Here is an 18,179-nt window from a genome sequence, read left to right as displayed (position 1 = left end):
CCGAACTTGCGAGTGCTCGAAGATCGCTACGCGCACAGCCTGGCACTTTGGCCTGTGTTGTCCGAAGTGTAGTCAGTAGGTTGCTTGATCGGGATCTTGCTGGATGGGATCATCGACTCGTGGCGAGGCAAACGGGTGCTATGCACGTGGACCGGATTGTCAGTCGGCAGACGAACGCGGCCGGCGAGCCGCGGGAGTACGTGTCGCATCTGGTGCGGCGTACCTTCCGGGAAGACGGAAAGGTCAAGAACGAGACCATTGCGAACGTCTCGCACCTTCCGCCGGCGGCCATCGACGTGCTCAGGAAAGCGCTCGCGGGCCGGACGCTGGTCGATGTCGAGAAAGATGTCGAGATCGCTCGGTCTCTTCAGCACGGCAATGTCGCCGCGGTCATGACGGTCGCCCGGCAGCTCGGCCTGCCGGCACTGCTGGGGCCGGCTGGGCGACAGCGGGATATCGCCCTAGCGCTGATTGTCGCCCGGATTATCCAGCCCGGTTCGAAGCTCGCCACCAGATCCTGGTGGTCCGACAACACGCTCGGCGCGGACCTGGGGATAGACACGGCGTCGACCGACGAGATCTATGCCGCCATGGACTGGCTGCTACACCGGCAGGACGACATCGAAAGGCAACTCGTGGGCCGGCATCTCGTCGACGGCGGCCAGGTTCTTTTCGACCTGTCGTCGTCCTGGATGGAAGGGCACTGCTGCCCGCTGGCGTCCCATGGCTATTCCCGTGACGGCCGTCGCGGGCTCGAGCAGATCGAGTACGGAGTCCTCACGGACGCCGACGGCCGGCCTGTCGCGATACGCGTCTTCCCCGGTAACACCGGCGACCCGTCCGCGTTCATCGAAGCCGTGCACGCCGTCCAGAAAACGTTCCACCTGAAGAGTGTGATCATGGTCGGCGATCGAGGGATGATCACGTCGGCGCGTATCAGGGCGCTCCGCGAGTCCGACGACCTGGGATGGATCACCGCCCTGCGCGCGCCCCAGATCGCCCAGCTCGCGGCCGTGGACGGCCCGCTGCAGCCGACCCTGTTCGACGAGACCAACCTCGCCGAGATCCGCCACCCGAAATTTCCCGGAGAGCGGCTGATCGCCTGCCGGAACCCTTTCCTGGCAGCCGAGCGTGCCCGCAAGCGTGACGAACTGCTCGATGCCACCGAAAAGGCGCTCGCCCCAGTCGTCGCCGCCGTCACGGAAGGCCGGATCGTCGGCGCCGCGGACATCGGCATGAAGATCGGGAAGATTGTCCACAGGCGGAAGATGGCGAAGCACCTCGAGATCACGATCACGGACGCCGATGTCACCATCGCCCGGCGGGAGGAGAGCATCGCCGCCGAGGCGGCGCTCGACGGCATCTACGTCGTCCGCGCCGAGGAGAAACACGCGAGCGGAATGCGCGGAGACGAGATCGTCACCGCGTACAAGAACCTCTCCCAGGTCGAACGAGTCTTCCGTACGATCAAGACGACCGACCTTCAGGTGCGACCGATCTACCACTACCTGGAAAACCGGGTCCGCGCACATCTCTTGATCTGCTCCCTCGCTGCCTACATCACCTGGCACCTGAGGAAACGGCTCGCCCCCCTCACCTTCACGGACGAGGAGCCGCCAGGCCGCACCGACCCGGTCGCGCCCGCTCTCCGTTCCGAGGCCGCCAACCGGAAATCCACACGCAAGGAACAGCCCGACGGAACGCCTCTTTACAGCTTCCAGGGCCTCCTCGCGCACCTGGCCACCCTGACCCGCGACGAGATCCGCATCAGCGGCGGCGGCAGCCTTCAGCTTACTCACGAACGCCACCGAAACCCAGAGAAAGGTCTTCCAGCTAATCGGCGCGCCTATCTCCAAGACCGTTGGTAGTCAGTAAGACGATCAATGGCTGCCGCGAACCCGCAAGTCACGAGCCCGCAGTGCGTCCTAGATCAAGTAAGTTCGGTCTAGACGTTAGGTGGCCGGGTGGTGTCATGTCAGACGGTGTGAACGACACGAACGCGATCTGGGACTCCCCGCGGCGTCGGCATCTGCCTGCGGGAAGCGGCGACGAGGCAGGCAATATTGGGGTCGAGGACGCCGATTCCACTCGAACATCGACTGCCTCGTCGCCGCCACCCACGACACCGCCGAACCGTCGGCGGGCGACCAGTCCGCCCACCGACGACTACCGCCGGTCGACTGTCGTTACAGATCCGCCGAAACGGCCTGACAATCGGATCGGAGCATCCAGGCTCAGGTGGCCGGCGGAGGCCCGGAGCGGCGGTCGCGGGCCCATGGTCGCCGCGCCGCGACGGCCAGCCCGACGGCAAGCGCGAGCAGGGCGATCAGGATGGCGAGCAGGGCGGTTGCGCCCGCTGCGCGGACCCAGTCGGCGAGCGTGCCCTGCAGGCGGGTCGCGGCGCGGACCACGGGGTCGGCGGCGTCGGCGCCGCCGAACACCCGCAGCTCGTAGACGCCGTAGTAGATGACGTAGCAGCCGGCGGCGACGAGCAGCGCGCCGCCGGCCCGGCCGGCGTAGGCCTGAGCGCGGCGCAGCCGGCGGGTGACGCTGTCGCGGGCGAGCGCGGCGGCGACGGTGACGACGCCGACGACCAGGCCCATCCCGGCGGCGTACACGACGAAAACGGCCACGCCCGCGGCCAGGCTCGCCGACGAGAAGGTCGACGTCGTCACGGCGAGAAACGGCCCTACGGTGCAGGACAGCGAGGCCAGCGCGTACGACACCCCGTACAGCGCGGTCGACCAGACGGTCCCGTCGACCCGCGCCGAACGCGGCTTCGGTAGCCGCACCCACGTCTCGCGCCCGGCGGCCATGGCGACGCCGAGCGCGACCAGCCCGATCCCGACGACGATGGTCACCCACGGCAGCCACCGTCCGACCGACAGCGCCAGCGGCGTCACTACCAGTCCGAACAGGCCGAACACCAGGACGAACCCGCCGGTCATCGCCATCGTCATCCCGGCGGCCCGCCGCAGCGCCCCGAGGCGGGCCGGCCGGGTGTGGTCGACGACGACCAGCGAGACATAGCCGGGCAGCAGCGCGAAGCCGCAGGGGTTCACCGCGGCGACCATGCCGGCCGTCAACGCGAGCGCGTACGGCGTCCCGGCCATCAGCTCGTGCCCGTCAGCCTGGCGGACGGTCGTCGGCTGGCGTCGGTCAGCTCGTCACCAGCCGCTCCGTGTACATGTTCAGCTCGGCCTCCGACAGCAGGCCCTGAAGAGTCTTGACCTGTCCGTCGGCGGTGATGAACGACAGCGCGGGCTGCTCGTCGACGCCGAACGAGGCCCACAGCGCGCCGTGGTCGTCGACCGCGTGTGGGAATGTGCCGAGCCCCGTGTCGGCGACGAACTTCCGCATCTCCGCGACGGTCCCGAGCCCGGCGATGCCGACGAACTGGACCTTGTCGCCGAACTTCTTCTGCGCCCTGGCGATCTCCGGCGCCTCGCCCCGGCAGATCGGGCACCACGGCGCCCAGAACCACAGCACCGCCGGCCGCCCGGCGAGCGACGCCCCCGAGAGCCGCCCTCCATCGACCGTCGCGGCGTCGAACCGCAGCTGCGCGGGCACCGAGCCCCCGCCGGTACCGACGGCCGCCGGTGAGCCGCCACCGCACCCCGCGATTCCCACCAGCCCGGCTACCACCAGCCCGACAGCCACCAGCCTCGCCCCCGCGAGCCTCACCCGCGTGAGCCGGGGCCGCCGGGTGACCCGCGCACGCGCCAAGATGTCCACCCGCCCATCGTCGCTCGCCCCCGCCCTGCCTCCGGGCCGGACTGTCGCCCAGCCGACGCTCGGCGCGGGCGCGGTGGCGGGCGCCGGTGCCAGCCGCCGCGGGGTCAGGTGATGCGCATGTCCTCGGTGTTGCTGAAGCGGCGGGTGCCGAAGACCACGAGCAGGACGCTGAGGGCGAGGGTGACGACGATGCCGAGCCAGGCGCTGCCGGAGCCGAGCATCAGGGCGCGGACGGCATCGACTGTGTGCCGCAGCGGGTTGGCCTCGGCGGTGTCGTCCAGCCAGCCCGGCGCGAGCGTGAGCGGCAGGAGCACCCCGGACAGCAGCAGTACCGGCAGCGACACGCCCTGGACCACCGGGGCGAGGGCGTCCTCGCTGCGCAGGATGAGCGCGAGGCCGTAGCCGAGGCAGGACAGGCCGACGCCGAGCGCCAGCAGCACCAGGGCGGCGATGATCATTCCGGCGTGGATGTGCAGCCCGAGTGGGATGGCGAGGCCGACGAGGATCCCGCCCTGGATGATGACGAGCGTCGCATCCCGGCCGGCGCGGCCGAGCAGCAGCGCGAGCCGGCTGATCGGCGTCACCGAGAGCCGTTCCAGCACGCCCTGGCGCATCTCGGACAGCAGCGCGAACCCGTTGAACGCGCAGTTGAAGAGGACGAGCTGCACCAGCAGGCCGGGGATGAACACGTCCCAGCTGCTGGTTCCCGCCGGCCAGCCGCGGGTGACCCCGCTGTTGTCGAGCATCGGGCCGAACAGGTAGAGGTAGAACAGGGGCTGGGCGAGCCCGATGATGATCCAGCTCGGCTCCCGCAGCACCGCGCGGCATGCGCGGGCATAGGTGAGCTGGACGTCGGAGAAGAAGCGCATGGACGGCTTCCCTTTCGGGGGCGAGGGCGGCGACTAAATGCCGGCGGTGGCCAGCGGGTGGCCGGTGGCGGTGAGGAAGACGTCGTCGAGGCTCGGGCGGGTCAGCGTCAGCGTGATGACCGGGGTCGACAGGCTGTCGAGCAGGCGCAGCAGGTCGGTGACGGCGCGGGAGCCGTCGTCGACGTAGACGCGCAGCGTCTTCGCGTCGACCTCGTCTACGCCGCGGCACCACGGCTGCTCGCGGACCACCGGGGCGACCGCCTCGGGCCTGCCCGCGGGGAGGGTGACGACGATGCCGTCCCCGGCGACCTGGCTCTTCAGCTCGTCCGGGCGGCCGGTCCGCGCGACCTTGCCCTTGTGGATGATCGCCACCCGGTCGCAGAGCTCGTCGGCCTCCTCCAGGTAGTGGGTGGTGATCAGGATCGTCGTGCCCGCGTCCCGGACCGCGCGGATCTCGGCCCACACCTCGGCGCGGCTCGCCGGGTCCAGCCCGGTGGTCGGCTCGTCGAGCAGCAGCAGCTCGGGGGAGTTGACGAGCCCGATGGCGATGTCGAGCCGGCGGCGCATGCCGCCCGACCAGGTGCCGAGGCGCCGCTCGGCCGCGTCGGTCAGGCTGAACCGGCCCAGCAGCTCGTCCGCCCGGGCGAGCGCGTCGGCCTTCGACAGGCCGAACACGCGTCCCTGCATGACGAGCTCGGCGCGCGCGGTCTCGGCCGAGTCGGTGCCGCCGCCCTGGGCGACGAACCCGATCCGCCGCCGCACCGCGGCCCGTTCACGCGCCACGTCGTGGCCGGCGACGATCGCGGTACCGGAGGTCGGCGGCAGCAGGGTCGTGAGCATGCGCATCGTGGTCGACTTGCCGGCGCCGTTCGGACCGAGCAGCCCGAAGACCTCGCCAGGGTCGACCTTCAGGTCGATCCCGTCGACGGCGACGACGGGTTCGGCGCGCTTCGACCGGCGGAACTCCCGGCGCAGCGCATGGGTGGCGATCATGTGACGTCCGTTCGTCGGGGTGGGGACCCAGCCGCCCTCCAGGATCTCGACGCCATCGTGACCGCCACCACCGACAGGTTCGGGGCCGTGACGAGCGGGGCGAGGCGGCCGGACCGTGCCAACGGAACCGTGGGGCTGGTGACGGTTTCCTCTGCGTGAGAACTTGTCTGAGCGAGTAAGACAATGCGATACTGAGAGAGTGACGGCCAAGGTGTCAAGGTTTTTTCGGGGCCGGCGGTGACCGCCGGCCGCGCGCGGGACCGTGCCGTCGACGGTGCCGTCGACGGCGACGGCGACCTGGACGCACTGCTGCGCGAGCTGGTGTCGGCGGCGCAGCTGTTCCAGGCGGCGGCCGGCGTGCGCGCCCGCCTCACGCCGACCGAGCTCGCCGTGCTCACGATCCTGCGGTCCAGCCCGCGCCTGGCCGGGCAGCTCTCGGCGGCCACCCGGCTCACGACCGGCGCGATCACCAAGGTGCTCGACGGCCTGGAACGGCGCGGCTTCCTTACCCGCGCGCCCGACCCTGGCGACCGGCGACGGGTCATCGTGACGGCGGTCGCCGAACGGGTCGCCGCGCTCGACGTGCTCCTCGGGCCCATGACCGACGCCGCCGCGACGATCCAGTCCACGTTCAGCCCCGCCGACCAGCGCACCATCGCCCGCTTCCTGGCCGCGACCACCGAGATGCTGCGCGACCAGACGCAGTCCCTGCGCGACGGCCCGGGCACCACGGCCTCGCCTGTCACCCAGGGGGCGCCGCTCGGCGTGGCCTCCCGGGCGCGGCTGCGCCTGACCGGCGGGGTCAGCCATCTGGTGATCGTCGGTGGCGGGGACGACCTCCCCGGCGACAGCCTCTACCAGGGCACCTTCCCCGGCGGCGGGCCGACGAGCAAGGTCCTGGTCCGCCCGGACGAGACGGAGGTGCGCATCCAGTTCGGCCGGAACCGGTCGCTGTGGCGGGCCGGCGGGCGGGCGTCGACGCTCACGCTCAGCCCACGCGTCCCCTGGACCATCGACATCGGCGGCGGCGCCGACCACCTCGTCGTCGACGCCGCCGGGCTCGCCCTCGTCTCGGCCTCGCTGACCGGCGGCGCGAACAACCTACGGCTGCGCCTGGGCTCTCCCCGGCCGTCGGCCCGCATCTCGATCACCGGTGGGGTCAAGGCGCTGCGCGTCGAGCGGCCGGCTGGTGTGCCCGTCGACCTGCGGCTGCGCGGCGGCGCGAGCCAGGTCGTCGTCGACGGCAGGCGCCTGGGCCCTCAGGGGACCTGGTCGCAGCCCGGTGCCCTCGGGAAGGACCGCTATGAGCTGGCCGTCACCGGCGGCGTCAAGCACCTCGAGATCGCCCCGCTCAGCTGACGGGAGCCGTGGCGGCCTTGCTCAGGGCCTGCTGGAGCGAGTGACGGTGGCGACGGTGTAGGGGCGGCCGGCGGAGCCGTGGGAGACGACCCGGTAGACGCTCACCGAGCGGCCGCGGTTGACGACGCTGGCGGTGAAGATCACCGGCTCGCTGAGCAGGGCCGGGCGCAGCAGGTTGATCCGCAGCGAGGTCGTGTAGTCCGCCGCGGCCCGCGGGCCCAGCGCGCCGGCGAGCCCCGCCGCGGCCAGGTCCGTGCCGGCGAACAACAGGCCGCCGTGCATCGTCCCGCTCCCGTTCCCGAACGCCTCCAGCGGCGGCACGATCAGCTGGGCGGTCGTCGGCGGGGCGGGCGTCGCGGACGGCGCCGGGCCGCCGGCCAGGACGGCACCCGCGGCCTTCCCGTTGTGGGCGACGGCCGCGGCGACCTGCGCGGGCCAGTCGTCGGCGGTCGGGCGCGGGGCGGGGACGAAGGCCTCGGCACTCGGGCCGCCGACCGACGGCGGCCGGCGCAGGCCCGGGTCGGCGTCGCCGCCGAAGCCCAGGATCAGCGAGCGCCCCAGGTCCGCGATGTCGAGCACCTGGAGGATGGTGCGGTGGTCCGCCGGCTCGATCCGCTCCGGTGGCTCACGCTCCACCTCGGCGACGCCGGCGTGGATCCCGGTCGCGGGGACGAACCGGCTGCGGCCGCTCGCGATCGCCACCACCCGCCCGTCGCCGTCGCGGACCTCGCCGCGCGACACCCCGTCCGCCGGCCCGGCGCCGGCCAGCCGCGACGTGGCCACGAGCTCCGGGCCCGGCCACGGCGGCGGGAACACGACGTCCACCGACAGCTCCGTGGTGACCGAGTGGGTGCCCGCCGGCCGCTGGTTGTGGACCTCGATGCCGATGGCGTCGTCGATGATGACCCCGAGCGCGGCGACGGTCTGCTCGCCGCCGGGGGCCGTCATCCACGGCCCGACCGCCATCGGCACCCGCATGCCGTCGCCCCGGTCCATCGGCCCGACCCGCAACCTGGTCTCCGGGTACTCCCGGGCCGCTGCCCTCACCGCGGCTCTCCTCCCACCTTCACGCCCACCCGGCGACCTCCAGATCGGGCCGTACACGGCGTATCCGTCACCACCAGCGATCATCTCCCGCTCCCGGCCCCGCCGGACGGGCGTGTGCCCAACAACTCACCTCAGCCGTGATGGCTGGCGCAGTAGCTGTCGCGGAAGGCGGTCTGTGGCGGCAGGTAGAGGAACGCTGTGCGCAGAGTGACGGCGATGACGGCCGCCGTCTGCTCGATGGACGCCTCGACCAGGGCGCGCTGCCCCGGAGTCGACGCGCTGACCAGCCGCCAAGCATTGATCCAGGCGGCCTCCCGCCAGCCGGCGATGATCTGCATGAACACCGCGTAGGTAATGCCGTAAGGGCTTTTCAGGTCGTTGATGGTCGGGTCGAACCGCGCGGCGGCCTCGTCGAGCATCGACTCGGCGACCTGGTTGAGGAAGATGTTGACGCGCTCGTGGTCCTCGTGGCGGCTCGTCCCGTCCGGCGCGACCAGGCCAAGCCCGGCCAACACGTAGGGCAGGTCCCGGTTGATGTGGCCGTTCATGCCGAGCAGGATGTCGCCGAGCCCGGAGACGCTCCCGTTCCGCGCCGCCGAGAATGCCACCTGCCAGGCCCGCGGCACGGCGGGCGTGTTGCCCGCGTTCCAGTCGTCGTAAGCGCTGAAGAAATAGGAAGCGAAGAACACGTCCTCGACGTTGACGAACGCCGGGTCCTGGAAGAATCCGGGCGTGACGGTGGCTTGTTGGTATTGCTGGGTCGTGCGCAGGTAGGCGAGTGTGAACGGCGCCCGGTGGTCGCAGCTCGCCGCGAGCTGGCTGAGTATCGCGTCCATCCGCGCGACCGTGACGGGGACGCAGTCGGGGTTTCCGCCCAGGCAGTGGTCGATCTGGCCCGGGGTGTACCACGCCGACAGCGACGGCCGGTACGCGGGGACACCGGTGAGCTCCACGGGTGTGTCCGCCCGCGCGGGGCCGCCGCCGAGGGCCGCCGTCGCGGCCATGGTGACTCCGAGAGCGAGGGCCGCTGACGCTCGCGCGCCAGGCCGGCGCGCGGGCGCCCGGTGTTTTGGAATGTGGCGCTCGCGCCTGGTCGAGAACGGCATGGCGTCACCCTAGGGCCGAGAACCCTTCACCAGAATGCGTCTCGGCCGCGACCACTCGCGGATCACGCCGCCGATTCTTCGACGCATTGTTGTGGGGCAGGGTGGCTGCCCCCGGACCTGGCTAGGTGATGTCCACCAGGTCCGTGACATCAATGTGTCCAAGGGTCGTCCGTGGGTGTCGGAAGAAAGAACAATCTGTATAGAGAATGCGTGTCCGGTACTTACCGTTCTGTCGAGGGGAGGTGGGTGCGAAATCGGCTGACAGAGAGGATCGTCCGGGTTGTACCATGCCCTTTTGGGCTAGCCGGCGGCGGCCGTGGGGCCTCCGGTGGCGCGTCGCCCGCGCCAGTCCGGGAGTAAGTCCCGCCGCGTCGGCCCTAAGGTGTGAAACGGGTGTGGTGCCGCACGGATCCACACCCGCGTCGTGACGGGAACGGGGTCAGCGCGTACGGTGTCGAACGGTATCGAGACGCGCACTGTCGGGTGGGCGTCTGGCTGGGGACGAGCCGCTGGGTGCTGACCGAGACCTTGCCGGGGGCCAGGGGGAGTCTGGGGATGGCGTGGGCATGACGGATGTGGCGCGCGCCGAGGCCGAACGGGCGGACGAGGCCGTGGGCTGGCCGGACGACACGGTCGGCGCGGCTGTGGAGACACCCGCCGGGCAGGGTGCGCGCGGCTCGGTGCCGGCCCATGAATGACGACCACGGCGCGAGAACCGACCACCACGCGGGCGCCGAAAGCGCGTCCTCGGACAGCCGCGGCTACGGCGAGGGCGCGGGCCACGCTCCGGACGCCGGCCTCGACGCTACTGGACCGAACGCCGCCGTCGGTTTCGGCGCTTGGCAGGCCACCATGGCGGACGCGGGCGGCGGCCTCCCGGGCAGCGGCCAGCCTGGCGCGGACCCGCCCGGCGGCGACGCGGACCCCTACCGTGGCCAGGCCGAGGGCGCCCGGCCCGGCGGTGGCGAGTACGACCGCGGCTATCAGCCCGGCCACGTCGGCGACCAGCTGGGCCTGGACAACCGGCGCGGCGATGACGCCCGGCCCGGTGGCGCTGGCCGCATGGGTGTCGTGCCCGGCGGGTTCGGCTCGACGACGCCCGCGCCGCTCAGGCACCTCTCGCCGATCCGCCCCCCGGCGCCGCCCGAGGCGACCTCGGGCCTGGCCGGCACCGGAACGGCGCGGCCGGGCCAGCCAACCCCCGCGCCCGCCCAGATACGGCCAGAGGCCGGGCCATACCCGCCGGCTCCCGCCCGCGGGCGGGAGCCCGCCGCCCCGGGCGCGTCGGTGACGCCGGTCCCCCCACCGAGGCCGTCGGCCGCGGCCGGGCCGCCCGCGCCGACGGCGAGGCACCCGGTCCTGGACGGCCCGACCATGCCGGCCGCCCGCACGTCGATGGCGGCCGGGCTCGACGCCCTGAACCTGCTCGACACCCTCGCCGAGGTCGTGTTCCGTACTGACGCCGAAGGGTGCTGGACCTACCTGAACCCGGCCTGGACCCGGCTGACCGGGTTCAGCATCGCCGAGAGCCTCGGAAACCGGTTCATCTCCTATGTCCACCCCGAGGAGATCGAGCACACCATCGCCCTGTTCATGGCGGTGGTCGTCGGTGGAGCGGACCACTGCCATCACGAGACCCGCTACCGCATCGCCGACGGGACCTACCGCCGGGTGCAGATCCGCGCGAGGGTGCTGCGCGATGACGCCGGCGAGGTCGTCGGCAACATGGGCACGATCATCGACGTCACCGACGCCCGCTTCGGCGCGGAGATGGCCGGCGAGCAGAGCGCGCTGCTGGAGCTCGTGCCTACCGGTGGCAAGATCGACGATCTACCGGTCGGCGTTGTGATCTACGACCCCGGCCTGACGGTGCGCCGCGCGTCCCGCGTGGTCGACCGGCTGGTCGGCACCCAGACCCGGTCCGGCGACACGGTCGACGTGCTGTCCCTGCAACTGCGTCCGGCGGCGCTCGGCGGCCCGGCGCTCGGCGGCGAGTGGGGCCTTGTCGCCACGGCCCGCCGCACCCGGCAGGCCCAGATCGGCGACCTCGACGTGCTGCCGGCCCGCGCGGCCGCCACCCAGGACGCCGCCGCCGGGCGGCCCGCCGCGGGGGAGCTCCAGGGGGCCTCCCTGGGCCCGGTGCGCTCGCTGCGCGCCACCGTGATCCCGATGCACGACGACGGTGATACCCAGGTCGCCGTCGTGTTCTCCGACATCACCGACCTGCGCCGCGCCGAGCGCCAGCAGGCGGCGCTGGCCTACCTCGGCCAGCGTGCGCTGACCACGCTCGACGTGCCCGCCCTGCTGATCGAGGCTGTCGAGCTGGTCGCCTCCACGCTCGCCGTCGAGCGCTGCGACCTCGTCGAGTGCATCGAGTTCGCCACCCCGGCCGGTGGCCGGGCCAGCCGCGCCGGGTTCGGCGAAGCCCACGACGACGCCGCGGCCGCCTCCGATGGCCCTGGCGGCCCCGGCGGTGCCGTGGGCGTCGCCAGGATCGCCGACGTCGGAGGCGGCGGCGCGCGGCCGACGGGTGATGTCCAGGCGCATGTGCGCGCCTGCTACGGCCGCCACGGCGGCTCCTGGAACGCCGGGCTGGTCTCCGCCGCGCCCGGCTCGTTCGTCTGGACGGTGCTCTCGTCCCGCCAGCCGCTCGTCATCGACGACCTGTCCGGCCACTCCGACATCGCGACGGAGCGCTGGCTGCAGGGCGACGGCGCGGTGGCCAGCGTCGGCGCGCCGATTGGTGTCGGCAGCCGGGCATTCGGCGTGCTGGCCGCGCACAGTGGCACCCGCCGGTGGTTCACCAAGGACGAGGCGCACTTCGTCCAGTCGGTGGCCAACATCATCGCCGCCGCCGTCGAGCTCGCGCAGATGCAGGAGGACCGTGCTCGCCTCGCGGTCTTCGAGGACCGTGACCGGATCGCCTGCGAGCTGCACGACCTCGTCATCCAGCGGTTGTTCTCGGTGGGCCTGCGGCTGCAGTCGCTGACCCGCCTTGTCGCCGAGCCGGGCGTCGGCCGGCTGTCCGCCGCGATCTCCGACCTCGACCAGACCATCGACGAGGTCCGCCGCACCATCTTCGACCTGCGCCCGCCCTACGCCTAGGGGGCAGCGCGGCCGCCGTGAGGCCGCGCGCGGCCGGGATGTTCACGTAGTCGCAACAGTGGTGTTCGGATTCGGTGACACCGGAGGGCTTTGCTGATCTCGACTCACCACCACAGGTGAGGCGCGCCTAGGGTTCCGTCGCGGGAGCGGGCCTGGACCGAGAGGCGAGGCGGGGCGACCGGTCGGCGTCCGGGCGGACGAAGGTACGCCGACGCGGTCGCTCCGTTCCACGGCGGGACAAAAGCCCGGGAGGCCAGCCAGGCCTGGCTGCCTCCAGCCGGGCTCCGCCATAAGGAGCTCCGTGGGTCATCCACAGTCCCACTCCCATGGGCACGGCCATCCGCACCGCCACCTCCCGGAGGGCTTTTCCACCGACGCGTTGCACGAGAACTACGGCCCCGAGGCCCGTTACGCCGTCGCCGCCGAGGAGGCGCTGCCGACGACGAAATGGGACGAGGAGATCGCGCGCGGGCTGGAGTTCGGCCTGCCTGGCGCCGACTCGATCGTCGACCGGCGCATCCCGACGTTCTCCCGGGGAGAGCTGCCGCACTTCGCGGGCATCAACACGTTCCTGAAGGCGCCGTACGTCGAGGACGTGCGCAGGTGTGGCGAGTACGACGTCGTCGTGCTCGGCGCGCCGTTCGACGGCGGCACGACCTACCGACCGGGCACCCGGTTCGGCCCGCAGGGCATCCGGAAGATCTCCGCGCTCTACGGCCCGTACAGCTTCGAGCTCGGCGTCGACCTGCGCGAGTCCATCACGATCGCCGACGTCGGCGACGTGTTCACCATTCCGGCCAACATCGAGAAGACCTTCGACCAGATCACGAAGGCCGTCTCGCACGTCTACGCCTCCGGCGCCTTCCCGGTCGTCCTCGGCGGCGACCACTCCATCGGCTACCCGACGACCAAGGGCGTCGCCGAGAACCTGGACGGCGGCAAGCTAGGCATCATCCACTTCGACCGCCACGTCGACACCCAGGAGACCGACCTCGACGAGCGGATGCACACCACCCCCTGGTTCCACGCCACCGACCTGCCGAACGTGCCGGCGAAGAACCTGGTGCAGATCGGCATCGGCGGCTGGCAGGCGCCCCGGCCCGGCGTGAAGGTCGGCCGGGAACGCGGCACCACGATCATGACGGTCACCGACTGCGTGGAGATGGGCATCGAGGCCGCGGCCGAACGGGCGCTCGAGGTGGCGTGGGACGGCACCGACGCGGTCTGGCTGTCGTTCGACGTCGACTGCCTCGACGCCGCGTTCGTGCCCGGCACCGGCTGGCCCGAGCCCGGTGGCTTCCTGCCCCGCGAGGTCCTGAAGTTCATCCAGCTCATCGCGGACGCGAAGCCGCTCGCCGGCATCGAGGTCGTCGAGTGCTCGCCGCCCTACGACAACGCCGAGATCACCGCGCTGATCTCGGCCCGCGTCATCTGCGACACCCTCGGCTGCCTGGTGCGCGCCGGCCACCTGCCCAAGCGCCGCCCGGCCGCCTGACCCCGCTCCGGACCTCCGATCGCACGCGACCTCGACACCGCCGCGCGGCTCCGTGCGGCGCGGTCCGACAACAGATCCGTATCCGCACGTCCGCTTGCTTCGAAAGGACACCGGTCCGTGTTTCGCACCGTCCTGCGCGGCCTGCTGGGTCAGGGTAGGCGCAGCCATTCCGCTTCCGGCCGCCTGGCCGCCTCCGCCGACTCTGCCAGCTCCGCTGTTCCGCCCGTTTCCGGGATCTCCGCCTTCTCCGCTGGCCGGGCCCGCCGCCGACGGGCGCTCGGCGTCGGCGCGGCGGCTCTTTCGGTGGCGCTGGTCGCCGCGGCCTGCGGCGGCTCCGACGAAAGCTCCGACACCCCGTCCGGCGGTTCCTCGGCCAAGCCGATCACCCTCGCGTTCAGCGCCTGGCCCGGCTGGTTCCCCTGGCAGGTCGCCCAGGAGAAAGGCTTCTTCGAGAAGAACGGCGTCAAGGTCGACCTGAAGTACTTCGACAGCTACACCGACAGCCTGAACGCGCTCGCGACCGGCAACGTCGACGCGAACAGCCAGACACTCAACGACACGCTCGCCTCGGTCGCCGGCGGCGCCGAGGAGACCATTGTCCTCACGAACGACAACTCCACCGGAAACGACCAGATCATCGCCAAGCCCGGGATCAACAGCGTCGCCGACCTGAAGGGCAAGACGGTCGCGGCCGAGCAGGGCACCGTCGACCACTATCTGCTGCTGCTCGCGCTGGCGAAGGCGGGCCTCACGGAGAAGGACATCACCTTCAGCCCGCTGCTGACCGATGCCGCCGCCGCGGCGTTCGTCGCCGGCCAGGTCGACGCGGTCGGCGTGTTCGCGCCGTTCACCACGACCGCGCTCGGCCTCGCCGGCAGCAAGGCGATCGCGACCTCGGCGGACTTCCCCGGCGCCATTCCCGACCATCTCGTGGTCTCGAAGAAACTGGTGTCCGAGAACCCGCAGGGCGTGCAGGGCCTCGTCAACACCTGGTTCCAGACGATCGACTGGATCAAGGCGAACAAGACCGAGGCCTACGCGATCATGGCCAAGCGCGCGGGCGTCTCCGTCGCGGACTACGAGTCGTACGACAAGGGCACCACGATCTTCACCTTGGACCAGAACATCGCGGCGTTCACCCCGGGCTCGACGGACGCGAACCTCGACTTCCAGGCCAAGAAGATCTCCGACTTCCTGGTCAGCACCAAGCTGGTCGACGAGGCCCCGTCGCTCGACGGCGTGCTCGACGACACCTTCATCAAGGCCGTGAAGTAGGCCCGCAAGGCCTCTCAAGCCCTTTAGTGATCCTGGGGACAACGGCCGCCGGTGTGCGAAGGAAGATCATTTTCGCACGCTTTGGCCCTCTAGGGCACTCAAGGCCCGTCAGGGACCGCCGGAAGCCCGCGGGGACGACGCTCGGCGCCCGACCGAGTGCTGTCCCCGCGGGCGGATGGCGGCAGCCGACCAGGGAGAAAGTCAGGTCCGACGTGAGCTACGTGAACCGCCGTCCGGGGCGAGCCTCGTGAGCGGCGCCGAGGCGCCGCCGGCGATGGCGCCGGCGCCCGCCACAGCCCCCGCCGAAGGTCCAGCCCGGCCCGCGGCGGGCGGGCGGGACTGGGGCCCGCCGCCGCGGCGGCGCCCGGCGCGGCCGAGCCGGCTGCCCAAGCTGGGTGACGACGTGTCGCCGTCGACGCGGTGGGCGCTGCGGGCGCTGTCGGTCGCCGTGCCGCTGGTGGTGTGGGTGGTGCTGTCCGCCTCGGGCGCCGTCGACGACACGTTCCTGCCATCGCCCGCGGCGGTGGCGAGGGCCGGGGCAGACATGGCCCGCTCAGGCGAGCTGTTCTCCGACACGGCCTCGAGCGTGCGCAGGGTCGGCCTCGGGTTCCTCATCGCGGTGGCGATCTCGGTGCCGCTGGGGTTCGCGATGGGGTCGATGAGCTGGGCGCAGGCGCTGCTGGAGCCGGTCATCGGCCTGTTGCGTTACATGCCGGCGAGCGCCTTCATCCCCCTGCTGATCATCTGGCTGGGGCTGGGTGAGTCATCGAAGATCGCGCTGCTGGTGATCGGCGTCGTCTTCTTCAACACGCTGATGACGGCGGACGTCGTCCGCCGGATCCCGCGCGACCTGCTGGAGGTGTCGGCGACGCTCGGGGCGCGCCAGCACGAGATCGCCCGCAAGGTCATCCTGCCGTACGCGCTGCCCGGAATGATCGACGCGATGCGGGTGAACGCCGCCGCCGCCTGGAACTTCGTCGTCGTCGCCGAGCTCGTCGCGGCCACCTCGGGCCTCGGCTACCGGATCACCCGAGCCCAGCGCTTCCTGCAGACCGACAAGATCTTCGCGGTGCTCGTCGTCATCGGCGTGATCGGCCTCGTGATCGACATCCTGCTGCGCGTCCTGCGTGACCAGGTCGGAAGGTGGGCGCCGTGAGCGACACATCCCAGCCAGCGGGCGGCGGCTTCGCGGGACCCACGACCCAGCCCGGGCCCTTCATCCAGTTCGGCCCCGCCGGGGCGACCGAACCCGTCGGGATGCGCAAGTCCGCGGGGCCGCCCGAGCCCGCGGCCGGCCCCGGCGCGGCGGGCGGCGCGCTGCGGCTGCGCGGCGTCGGCATGGACTTCCGCGCGGGCAGGCGCGGCCGCCCCCGCCGCGGGAGGGGCGGCGCGCCGGGCGAGGCGTCGGTCCCGACGCTCGCCGACATCGACTTGGTCGTCGAGCCCGGCGAGTTCGTCTGCATCGTCGGCGCCAGCGGCTCGGGCAAGTCGACGCTGCTGCGCCTGGTCGCCGGCCTGCTGCGCCCGACCGCCGGCGAGGTCACCCTGGACGGCGGGCCGGTTGTGGGCCCCGGCCCGGAGCGTGGCCTCGTCTGCCAGACCGGCGCGCTGTTCCCCTGGCGCACGGCGGCGGCCAACGTCGCGTTCGGCCTGGAGTTGCTGCCGCTCTCCCGCGCCGACCGGAGCCGCCGTGTCGCCTGGCTCCTGCGGGAGGTCGGCCTGGAGCCCTACGCCGACCGGCTGCCCGGGCAGCTGTCCGGCGGCCAGCGCCAGCGGGTCGCCATCGCGCGGGCGCTCGCCTGCGAGCCGCGGGTCGTGCTGCTCGACGAGCCGTTCGGCGCGCTCGACGTGCAGACCAAGGAGGACATGCAGCTTTTCCTGCGCCGCGTCTGGGCCGACACCGGCACGACCGTCCTCATGGTCACCCACGACGTCGAGGAGGCCGTCTTCCTCGGCCAGCGGGTCGTCGTCCTGGCCAGCGACCCGGGCAGGGTCGTCGCGGACATACCCGTGCGGCTCCCGGACGGCCGCGACCTCGCGACCCGCCGCGACTCCGCCTTCCTCGCCCTTCGGTCCGAGGTCGAGGACCTGGTCCGGCTCCACCACCGCGCCCACGCCCGCCGCCTCGCCGAAGCGGCCGGCTGACCCCGCGCGGACGGTCCCGAGGCGCGGCCTCGGCGCGCCCGGGTGACGCGGCCCGGCGGGTGCACGTCAACCACCTCGACTCCAGCCACGTCTGCCTGGTCGCATCCGGCAGCTCTCTCAAATAGTTGACCTCGACTAGTCAATACTGGATAGTCGGAGTCGAACAGCCGAGGGCGCGCCGGTGGACAGGGCAGGATGGAGGTGGCGGAAGTGGCGGGAGGAGAACCGGGTGGCGCGGCGCAAGGTCGGCAATCTGCTGGGGCTGGCCGTCCTGGCCTACCTGACGCAGGCCCCGATGCACCCCTACGAGCTCTCCCGCACGCTGCGGGACAACGGCGACGCGCGCAGCATCAAGTTCAACCACGGCTCGCTGTACATGGTCGTCCAGCAGCTCGCGAAGGCCGGCTTCATCACCGAGGTGGAGACGACGCGCGCGGGCCAGCGCCCTGAGCGCACCGTCTACGGCCTCACCGACGCCGGCCGCGCCGAGCTGCGGGACTGGCTGCGCGAGCTCGTAGCGGAGCCCGAGCACGAGTACCCGAGCTTCGTCTCCGCGCTGTCGCTGATCGGCGCGTTGCACCCGGACGACGCGGTGAGCCTGCTTCGGGCGCGGCTGGATCGTCTCGCCGAACGGCGGGCCGAGATCCAGAAGATGGTCGACGACGCGCTGGCCGCCGGCGTGCTGGAGCTGTTCCTGATCGAGGAGGAGTACCGCCTCGCTCAGGCGGCCACTGAGGCGGACTTCGTCGAACGCCTGGTCGCTCGCATCACCGACCCGGAAACCGGCTGGGCTCCCGCCTGGGCCCAGTTCCACGACGCCCTGGCCGCGGGCAAGGCACCCGAGCCGCCCGTGCCGTCCGCGGACGCGTCCAGCCAGAGGTAGTCCCGCGTTCGCGGTACTGCTGCCGCCTGCTCGCCGACGGCGCGGCGGCGGACGGCGCGGCCGAGCCTGGCCGCCGCCAGGCTCGGCCGCCCAGCGGCACAACGCGCTCAGCAGCGGATGTTCGATCGCGATGAGTAACCGGCTCCTACGCCGGTCCGACTGACTAC

The 18,179-nt window shown here is 72.0% G+C and carries 15 protein-coding genes; 9 read left to right on the top strand and 6 right to left on the bottom strand.

The features are described 5' to 3' along the window. Positions 1–146 precede the first annotated feature (146 nt). The gene (locus QOZ89_RS40995) at positions 147–1,868 is read left to right on the top strand and encodes an IS1634 family transposase (RefSeq protein WP_312629536.1); all 1,722 of its coding nucleotides are present in this window, start codon (positions 147–149) and stop codon (positions 1,866–1,868) included. Positions 1,869–2,234: 366 nt separating this feature from the next. On the opposite strand, the gene QOZ89_RS40990 is transcribed toward QOZ89_RS40995, so the two are convergent. From QOZ89_RS40990 to QOZ89_RS40975, 4 genes are all read right to left on the bottom strand, one after another. Beyond that, on the bottom strand, positions 2,235–3,113 hold the full coding sequence (locus QOZ89_RS40990) for a cytochrome c biogenesis CcdA family protein (RefSeq protein ID WP_071050256.1): 879 nt from the start codon (positions 3,111–3,113) through the stop codon (positions 2,235–2,237). Between the two features lie 46 nt (positions 3,114–3,159). Then, a complete protein-coding gene (locus QOZ89_RS40985; RefSeq protein WP_198543342.1) occupies positions 3,160–3,735 on the bottom strand; it encodes a redoxin domain-containing protein in 576 nt (191 codons plus the stop codon). A gap of 104 nt (positions 3,736–3,839) precedes the next feature. Continuing rightward, positions 3,840–4,604 (bottom strand): ABC transporter permease, encoded by a 765-nt coding sequence (locus QOZ89_RS40980; RefSeq protein ID WP_071050257.1) that lies wholly within the window; start codon positions 4,602–4,604, stop codon positions 3,840–3,842. A gap of 33 nt (positions 4,605–4,637) precedes the next feature. Then, positions 4,638–5,597, bottom strand: a complete 960-nt coding sequence (locus tag QOZ89_RS40975) for an ATP-binding cassette domain-containing protein (RefSeq protein ID WP_071050258.1) — start codon at positions 5,595–5,597, stop codon at positions 4,638–4,640. A 237-nt stretch (positions 5,598–5,834) separates the two neighbouring features. Between QOZ89_RS40975 and QOZ89_RS40970 the strand changes: the two genes are divergently transcribed. Beyond that, positions 5,835–6,956 carry a MarR family winged helix-turn-helix transcriptional regulator gene (locus QOZ89_RS40970; protein ID WP_071050259.1) on the top strand — a complete coding sequence of 374 codons (1,122 nt, stop codon included), beginning with the start codon at positions 5,835–5,837 and terminating at the stop codon, positions 6,954–6,956. A gap of 21 nt (positions 6,957–6,977) precedes the next feature. Here the strand turns inward: QOZ89_RS40970 and QOZ89_RS40965 are convergent, their stop codons facing one another. Both QOZ89_RS40965 and QOZ89_RS40960 read right to left on the bottom strand, forming a co-directional pair. Further along, complete coding sequence (locus QOZ89_RS40965) at positions 6,978–8,003, bottom strand: PaaI family thioesterase (protein ID WP_083419012.1); 1,026 nt, start codon at positions 8,001–8,003, stop codon at positions 6,978–6,980. A gap of 131 nt (positions 8,004–8,134) precedes the next feature. Next, positions 8,135–9,007, bottom strand: coding sequence for a DUF5995 family protein (locus QOZ89_RS40960; RefSeq protein WP_071050260.1), 873 nt, complete (start codon positions 9,005–9,007; stop codon positions 8,135–8,137). A gap of 668 nt (positions 9,008–9,675) precedes the next feature. On the opposite strand from QOZ89_RS40960, the gene QOZ89_RS40955 reads away from it, so the two are divergent. The 7 genes from QOZ89_RS40955 to QOZ89_RS40925 all read left to right on the top strand — a co-directional run bounded on the left by QOZ89_RS40955 (position 9,676) and on the right by QOZ89_RS40925 (position 18,012). After that, a complete protein-coding gene (locus tag QOZ89_RS40955) occupies positions 9,676–9,807 on the top strand; it encodes a hypothetical protein (protein ID WP_274536563.1) in 132 nt (43 codons plus the stop codon). Next, positions 9,800–12,214: a sensor histidine kinase gene (locus tag QOZ89_RS40950; protein ID WP_312629529.1), complete on the top strand. Its 2,415-nt coding sequence runs from the start codon at positions 9,800–9,802 to the stop codon at positions 12,212–12,214. The genes QOZ89_RS40955 and QOZ89_RS40950 overlap by 8 nt, the downstream gene beginning before the upstream one ends. A gap of 301 nt (positions 12,215–12,515) precedes the next feature. Further along, positions 12,516–13,709 carry an agmatinase family protein gene (locus QOZ89_RS40945; RefSeq protein WP_116271615.1) on the top strand — a complete coding sequence of 398 codons (1,194 nt, stop codon included), beginning with the start codon at positions 12,516–12,518 and terminating at the stop codon, positions 13,707–13,709. 117 nt (positions 13,710–13,826) lie between these two features. Then, a complete protein-coding gene (locus tag QOZ89_RS40940; RefSeq protein ID WP_116271616.1) occupies positions 13,827–14,984 on the top strand; it encodes an ABC transporter substrate-binding protein in 1,158 nt (385 codons plus the stop codon). A 247-nt stretch (positions 14,985–15,231) separates the two neighbouring features. Then, complete coding sequence (locus tag QOZ89_RS40935; protein ID WP_083419014.1) at positions 15,232–16,140, top strand: ABC transporter permease; 909 nt, start codon at positions 15,232–15,234, stop codon at positions 16,138–16,140. Beyond that, the gene (locus QOZ89_RS40930) at positions 16,137–17,129 is read left to right on the top strand and encodes an ATP-binding cassette domain-containing protein (protein ID WP_312629523.1); all 993 of its coding nucleotides are present in this window, start codon (positions 16,137–16,139) and stop codon (positions 17,127–17,129) included. Before QOZ89_RS40935 ends, QOZ89_RS40930 begins: the two co-directional genes overlap by 4 nt. A gap of 229 nt (positions 17,130–17,358) precedes the next feature. Continuing rightward, a complete protein-coding gene (locus QOZ89_RS40925; protein WP_071050261.1) occupies positions 17,359–18,012 on the top strand; it encodes a PadR family transcriptional regulator in 654 nt (217 codons plus the stop codon). Positions 18,013–18,179: the final 167 nt, after the last annotated feature.

The organism is Pseudofrankia coriaricola (assembly GCF_032027725.1).
In the GTDB taxonomy this organism is placed as follows: Bacteria; Actinomycetota; Actinomycetes; order Frankiales; family Frankiaceae; genus Pseudofrankia.
The sequence above is the reverse complement of the archived record's forward strand: the minus strand, read 5'-3'. Positions and strand labels throughout refer to the sequence as shown.

Coding starts and splice junctions, on each gene's coding strand:
- QOZ89_RS40960 (WP_071050260.1), bottom strand. CDS start 9,007: ATGGCCGCGACGGCGGCCCTCGGCGGCGGCCCCGCGCGGGCGGACACA.
- QOZ89_RS40955 (WP_274536563.1), top strand. CDS start 9,676: ATGACGGATGTGGCGCGCGCCGAGGCCGAACGGGCGGACGAGGCCGTG.
- QOZ89_RS40990 (WP_071050256.1), bottom strand. CDS start 3,113: ATGGCCGGGACGCCGTACGCGCTCGCGTTGACGGCCGGCATGGTCGCC.
- QOZ89_RS40980 (WP_071050257.1), bottom strand. CDS start 4,604: ATGCGCTTCTTCTCCGACGTCCAGCTCACCTATGCCCGCGCATGCCGC.
- QOZ89_RS40975 (WP_071050258.1), bottom strand. CDS start 5,597: ATGATCGCCACCCATGCGCTGCGCCGGGAGTTCCGCCGGTCGAAGCGC.
- QOZ89_RS40950 (WP_312629529.1), top strand. CDS start 9,800: ATGAATGACGACCACGGCGCGAGAACCGACCACCACGCGGGCGCCGAA.